The sequence below is a fragment of the Flectobacillus sp. genome (genome assembly GCF_049240685.1).
GTDB lineage: Bacteria > Bacteroidota > Bacteroidia > Cytophagales > Spirosomataceae > Flectobacillus.
Genome location: NZ_JBMLSD010000438.1, coordinates 1 through 7,108 on the forward strand (window position 1 = coordinate 1; position 7,108 = coordinate 7,108).

Here is a 7,108-nt window from a genome sequence, read left to right on the forward strand (position 1 = left end):
ATGAGTCCAAGACTAAGTCTTGAACTAGTATCTTCAAATTTGTCCAGTAATCAGAAAATATTTATTATACCAAAAAATATACTCTATTGCCCATGGCTTTAAGCGAAATAAATAAAGGTGCAGTTTATGAAATTATAAATATCTTTTGCCTAATGTCTACAGCTTAAAGCCTAAAGTACTCAGAGAAAAGAATTTTAGAAACTCAGGCTCTCAGGAATAAATTCTCTGACTAAAGCATTTCGATGGTAAGTAAAACCTATTAAAACTCTTTGCCTTGTGCCTGTTGCCTGACAACTTAAATATTATTTTTACCACTAACTTAATTTCTAAAATGTTTTTCTTTAAAATCCGAAGGAGACTCTCCGACCACTTTCTTGAATAATCGACTAAAATGGGCAACTTCCTCAAAACCAAGGTCGAATGCAATTTCTTTGGTGGGTTTTTCGGTAAAAATCAGTAAACGCTTGGCTTCGAGCGTAATACGTTCATGAATAATTTGAAGAGGAGATTTGTGATTATACAAAGCAAATAAATTGGATAAGGTTTTGGGCGATTTGCTTAGCATATCGGCATAATCCTGCACTTGATGCTTGGATTTGTAATGATTTTCTACGGCAATATTATATCGGCGAACTATGTCAAAATCTTGTTCTTCCATGGGAGGTTGAATACTCTGTTCTTTAGCGATTCTTGTTACCAAAATAATCAGGCGCTTGAGCAACATTCTTAGCATTTCGCCTTGGATAGTATCAATGGTACTAAATTCATCAATAAAAACGGTACGCAAAGATTCAAAACGTTGAAGGTTTTCTGTTGATAAACCGAAGAAAGTAATCTCTCGCATGCCATAAAACAAAAAGCCTACACAAGACACTTCTTTATCATGGTCAACAATACAATAGAATTCTCTGTTGAAACGCCAGATAACCAAATCTTGGGGCTTCTCGAACCAAAATGACTGATTAACCATTAGTGGAAGAATCGTATTTTTGGGAAAATTGTAAGGATTCCCATCAATTGAGATTTGCTGAGACTCTCCCCTATTCCATACTATTGTCAACAAACGCTCTTTGCGATTGTCATAAAAAACATGTTCAAATTTATTTTCTTCAATTAATAAAGAGAAATGGCTCTGAAAAGAATTTTCTTCAAAAATATATTTCATATTGATGGTTTTACTGGGTTTAGTAGGTTGTCTTTTACTACATTGAGAATGGAAAATAATAACTTTTTTGTTCCATTTTGTAAAAATCATTTCTCAAAATAATACGATTCAAACTGTCCTGTATCTGTCGTGTTATTTGTCAAAAAAGCAGGATAGAAAAGGTGATAAGAAATCTATTTTTCGCAGTTTTGTCAAAAATAAATCTACAATCAGTAAAAAAATACAGGTGATTCCACCTCAAAAAAGGCAGGAAGAAATGCCTTCCCACTAGCCTAAATACTATTATAATTGTACTATTTATAAAAGTCGCAATCATAGGAGAATCAAGAGCAGCCCATTTACGTATGTATATAATAGTTCATTTTCCGTAAACGATATCGTACTATATTTGAACAGGTTTTAGGTATAATGAGCTGGAGTTATCAGTATTTTCTTAAAATAGAACTAAATAAATTATATATTGAAAAAATCATATTTTTATAAAATAAAAATAGAATCAATTAAAGAATGAATTTGATTAAAGATAGCTATTGTAGTCAGGACGGAGCATGATGGTTTGGGTTTTGGATGGTAATATCTTTGACAAAAAGGACAAAATAATATAAAATAAATCATATTAATAAAAGTCTTTTTTCTGTCAATTATTTCATATAAAACCTAATCTCAATGCTCAAAAGATTACTAAATGTGAGTGTACTTGTAGCCTTAGCTGGGAGTTTCACTCAAGTTGAAGGTAAAGGCAATTTGGTACTTGCAAAAGAGGCTAGTTTGCTACATTCGGTACGAGTATCAAACAAATTTGGCGTGGCCTTGCCTATTACAGGAAAGGTTACTGGAAGCGATGGTGAAGTGCTTCCAGGGGCGAGTATAAAAATTAAAGGTACAAATCAAGGAACCACCACAGGAGCGGACGGTTCGTTCAAATTGAATGTACCAGATGGCAATGCGGTGTTAGTAATTTCTTCGACTGGTTATGAAACAAAAGAAGTAGCTGTTGGCAATCAGACGGTAATTAATGTAGTATTACAAACAGATACAAAGGCCTTAGAGGAGGTAGTTGTAATTGGTTATGGAGAGCGTAAAAAATCAGATGTTACGGGTGCAGTAGTAAGTGTAAGCGCGAAAGACCTTACACAAAGACCTGTAGCCAATGCGCTACAAGGTATGCAAGGTAGAGCAGCAGGTGTGGATATTACTTCAAACGAAAGACCGGGTCAAGTAGGAAATATCACGATTCGTGGGGTTCGTTCGTTAACAGCATCAAACTCACCTTTGTACGTTGTAGATAACATTCCGTTGACATCGGGAGGTATCGATAACATCAACCCTAACGATATCGAGTCGGTCGATATCCTGAAAGATGCTTCTGCAACAGCCATTTATGGTTCGCGTGGAGCCAATGGCGTTGTGATTATTACGACAAAAAGAGGTAAAAATGGTAAATATACCTTGAGTTTGAACTCCAACTTTACCACTGAAACATTGCAAAACAGCTCTCCATTGATGGACGCTGCGCAATACATCGATTACAGAAGATGGTCGTACTATTATTTGAATCCTAACCTTTACCCTCGTGGTGACAGACCAACTCAGGCCAATGACTTCTTGATTTTTAAGGGTTCTGGTGATTTATCTTCATGGAATAACATATTGAGAGGCTGGGAAGGCGGCACTTGGGATGGCTCCAAGGTACAAAATACAGACTGGATTGGTATGGTAACTCGTCCTTCTGTAACAGGGCAACACACTATCAGTGTAAGTGGTGGTACTGATAAAATGAAGTCTTATGCTTCTTTTGGTTATATCGACAACCAAGGTACTGTAAAAGGACAAAGCTACAAACGTTACTCAGCCAAATTGAGTGTTGATGTTAAAACAAGCGCTTGGTTTTCGATGGGTGGTGTGTTAAACGCAGCTTACTCTATTAACGAATATGGTCAGTCGGGTGCAGGTAAAAATACCAACGTAGGAGCTTCGGGTTTGTACGAAAGTGCTAGAAACTTGTTCTCTTATGCCGTGCCTTATGATGCTACTGGTGCTAGAGTGTTGTATCCAGGTGGTGATGATGCTTTCAAAACTATTGTAAATGAAGAAAACTACTCTCAAGACCAAAGAACCAACCTCCGTATTTTTGGTAGTTTGTATTCTGAAATCAACTTTGCAGGTTTCTTTAAAGCACTGGATGGCTTAAAATTCAGAATGAACTTTGGTCCAGACGTATCTCTTAACCGAAACGGGGTATTTCTTGATGCAAACTCGGTAATTAGAACGGGTTCTAGCTATGCTTCCTTAACAAAAGATCAAGCGTTGTCTTATACTTTGGATAACATGCTAACGTATAACAAAACCTTTGATAAGCATCAGTTGAGCGTAATGGCACTTCAAACACAAACTGAATGGACTTACGACAGAAACAACATGGCTGCTGATAACGTACCAATGACAAGCCAAAAATGGAACGCACTGAATATTCCATTGTCGGCATGGGGTTCTACTTTATCCGAAAGACAACTTCGCTCTTACTTGGGACGTATCAACTACGACTACAACAACAAATTCTTGATTACGGTGTCAGGTCGTTATGATGGAGCTTCTCAGTTGGCAGAAGGAAACAAATGGGCATTCTTCCCAAGTACTGCTTTGGGTTGGAGATTGACCAATGAGCCATTCTTAGCAAATCAGCGTTGGATTGATGACTTAAAAGTAAGAGCAGGCGTGGGTGTTACTGGCAACTCTGCCATCGACCCTTACGCAACACAAGGCGGTCTTACTCAAATTTATTATCCTTATGGCGGTACTTTGGCTACAGGACAAATAAACAATTCAACTTTGGCAAACCAAGATTTGACTTGGGAAAAAACAACTCAAATCAACTATGGTGTTGACTTCTCGTTCTTCAAAAGAAAAGTTACGGGTACTTTAGATTACTACACTTCTCGCACAACAGATTTGCTAATGTTGAAGACGATTCCATCTGTTACAGGTTTTGTAAATACCTATGCAAACATTGGTGAAACCTCAAGCCAAGGTATTGACTTGACCGTAACAACAGTAAACTTGAGCAGAGCTGGCTTTGAATGGAGCACCACCTTCAATGGTTCTTGGCAAGATAACAAGATTGTTTCGCTAGCCAATGGAGCAGTGGATGACATCAATAACAAATGGTTTATCGGTCAAAGCCAAGGCGTCATTTATGATTACCAATCTGCTGGTTTGTGGAAAGAAGCAGATGCTGCTGAAATGGCTAAGTTCAATGCAAACGGACAATCATTTACTATTGGTTCAGTAAGACCTGTAGACCAAAATGGAGACTATAAAATCGATGCCTCAAATGACCGTAAGGTTTTAGGTAGTACTATTCCTAGGTTTATTGTAGGTATGACCAATACATTCGACTACAAAGGATTTTCACTTTCGGTTATGCTATATGGTCGTTTGAAGTACTTGTATAACACAGGAGGTGAAGCGTTAACGGGTCGCTCAAACCAACGTGTTGTGAGCTATTATACTCCAAACAACACCAATGCAGATTATCAACATCCTTATTACACTGCCGCAGCAGGTGATCCTTATTACAACGCGCTAGGTTACCAAGACGGCTCATTTATTAAAATTAGAAATATCTCATTAGGTTACAACCTGCCAGACAAATTCTCTCAAAGTCTAGGCTTGAGTCAAGCAAGAGTTTATTTCCAAGCTCAAAACTTAGGAATGGTTTACAACAATATCAACTGGATTGATATGGACTTACAAAGCTCGGCTTGGAACAGAGGCTTTACGATGGGTATTAATGTAGATTTTTAACCTTTAATGATTTTTACGATGAATAAAGTACAGTTTAGATATATCAAAACAGGTATTTGTGCATTCGCTCTTCTAGCAACGATGTCTTGTCAATCAGACTTTCTAAAAGAAGAGTTGACTACTCAAAGAAGTAATGCCTATTACTCAACCGACGAAGGTATTCAAGCCGCAGTAACGGGGGCTTATAACCAAACATTCAATGTACCACTAAGTGGAGAAGTTCAGTTTGCGACTACCAACTACGGAACTGATGAGTTTCATGTCGGTGGTGACGGTTCGAACAGTCCATGGAATAACTACGACGGGGGCTTCAGGTCAATTGTAACTGTCGTTACAAGTAACACGATTGCCGCCCAAAGAGCTTGGGATACTTATTATGTGGCGATTGGTTTGGCCAATCAAATTGTCAAATCTGCTACAGAGAGTAAGTCTACAAGTAATGCCATCAAAAAAATAGCATTAGGAGAAGGTTACTTCTTACGAGCTTTTAATTATTTGAGATTGGTGCGTCAATATGGTGCTGTGCCTCTAAAGTTGTCTGTAAGTACTACAGTAGAATTAGAGTTTACACGCGAAACACCCGAAAAAGTCTATGCACAAATCATCGATGACTTCTCAAAGGCATACGATTTGTTAGAAAATACGGGCGGCCCCGCAAAAATCACCAAGGATGCAGCAGCCCACTATTTGGCAAAAGCCTATTTGTCGAGAGCTAGTGAAATCAATGATGCATGGAACTCTTCTACTAAGGCGGCTGATTTAGCAAAAGTTGTGTCTCTTTCGGACGAAGTAATCGCCAGACACCCTTTGGCAAACAATTTTGGCGATCTTTGGGCTTATAACAAGCCTAATGGTACCAATGAATCATTGTCTGAGTTGATTCTTTCGGCACAATTTAGTGACAATTTGTTGGCGACAAACTTCAATAACCAGCACTTGTACTTTACGGCACGTTATGATGACCTTCCGTATATGCAACGTGACTTAACGGGTATGCGTCCATTTAGCCGTTTGGCACCTACTTATTTTACGTATGATGCTTTCGATCAAGTAAATGACTCAAGATTCTGGAAAAGTTTTAGAACAAAAAGTCGACTGAATAACGGTAGTGGTAAATACGTTAATGGCGACCTTGGTTTGATGTTTATTATCAATAGTCCATCAGATACACGTTTTACCAAAACCAAATACGTAGATGAGATTGTTTATAGCAAAACCAACAAAACTGTCCCTACTGTGTATGTAGCACATGCATCTGATGGAAAAAGTTTAGTACAAGATGTTCGTTTCCCATCGTTGAGTAAACATTTTGATGGTGCTCGTTTGGCAATCAACGAAGTAAGGGGTTACAGAGATATGGTATTGGCGCGTTCGGGCGAAACCTATTTGATGGCAGCCGAAGCCAAAATTCGTTTAGCCAATCTTGGTCAAGGTTCTTATGATTCAGCACTTCCTTACATCAATGCTGTAAGAAAAAGAGCTGCTTACAAAGCTGGAGAAGATAGAGCAGCTTATACAGATGGTGCTGCGGCTTTTGTTGTGTCTCAGTCTGGACAAAATGTAAATATCAATTCATTTATGACTGAAAACTCATACTATGAGTCGAATAATATTCCAGTATCGACTACAGCAACAAGTCTTGAAATCTCAAGTATCAACAGTTTGCCAGCACAAGATGTCGCAGTAATCAACAAGCTAGGTTATACATCTACCTACGATAAAATGTTGTGCTTGGTATTGAACGAAAGAACAAGAGAACTTTGCGGTGAATTCCACCGTTGGGAGGATTTGAGCAGAACCAAAACATTGGTAGCGAGAGCTAAAGCTTACAACCCAGGTGCTGCAAACAATATTAAAGATTACCACTTGTTGAGACCAATTCCACAGACTTTCTTGGATGGCGTATACAGCGGAGGTAAACCTTTGACCACCGAGCAAAAAACTGCTATGCAAAACCCTGGTTATTAGAATATACTATTTTCACTAGGTTATGATAGGGAAAAAAAGAAATGTGTTTCTTACAAAAATAGCACATAATTGTCTAATACCCAACAAATCATATTTTTACACACCTACCTATTAAAAACCTGATCTATTAATTATCGGCGATATTCAGTAATGGATATCGCCTTTTTTATT

At 38.0% G+C, this 7,108-nt stretch carries 3 protein-coding genes; 2 read left to right on the plus strand and 1 reads right to left on the minus strand.

Features of this window, described 5'->3' with window-relative positions; all coding sequences use genetic code 11:
• Positions 1–319: 319 nt before the first annotated feature.
• Complete coding sequence (locus tag ACOVQ4_RS20280; protein WP_421822427.1) at positions 320–1,165, minus strand: helix-turn-helix domain-containing protein; 846 nt, start codon at positions 1,163–1,165, stop codon at positions 320–322.
• 666 nt (positions 1,166–1,831) lie between these two features.
• Between ACOVQ4_RS20280 and ACOVQ4_RS20285 the strand changes: the two genes are divergently transcribed.
• Both ACOVQ4_RS20285 and ACOVQ4_RS20290 read left to right on the plus strand, forming a co-directional pair.
• The gene (locus ACOVQ4_RS20285; RefSeq protein ID WP_421822428.1) at positions 1,832–4,969 is read left to right on the plus strand and encodes a SusC/RagA family TonB-linked outer membrane protein; all 3,138 of its coding nucleotides are present in this window, start codon (positions 1,832–1,834) and stop codon (positions 4,967–4,969) included.
• Positions 4,970–4,987: 18 nt separating this feature from the next.
• Positions 4,988–6,937 (plus strand): RagB/SusD family nutrient uptake outer membrane protein, encoded by a 1,950-nt coding sequence (locus ACOVQ4_RS20290; protein WP_421822429.1) that lies wholly within the window; start codon positions 4,988–4,990, stop codon positions 6,935–6,937.
• Positions 6,938–7,108: the final 171 nt, after the last annotated feature.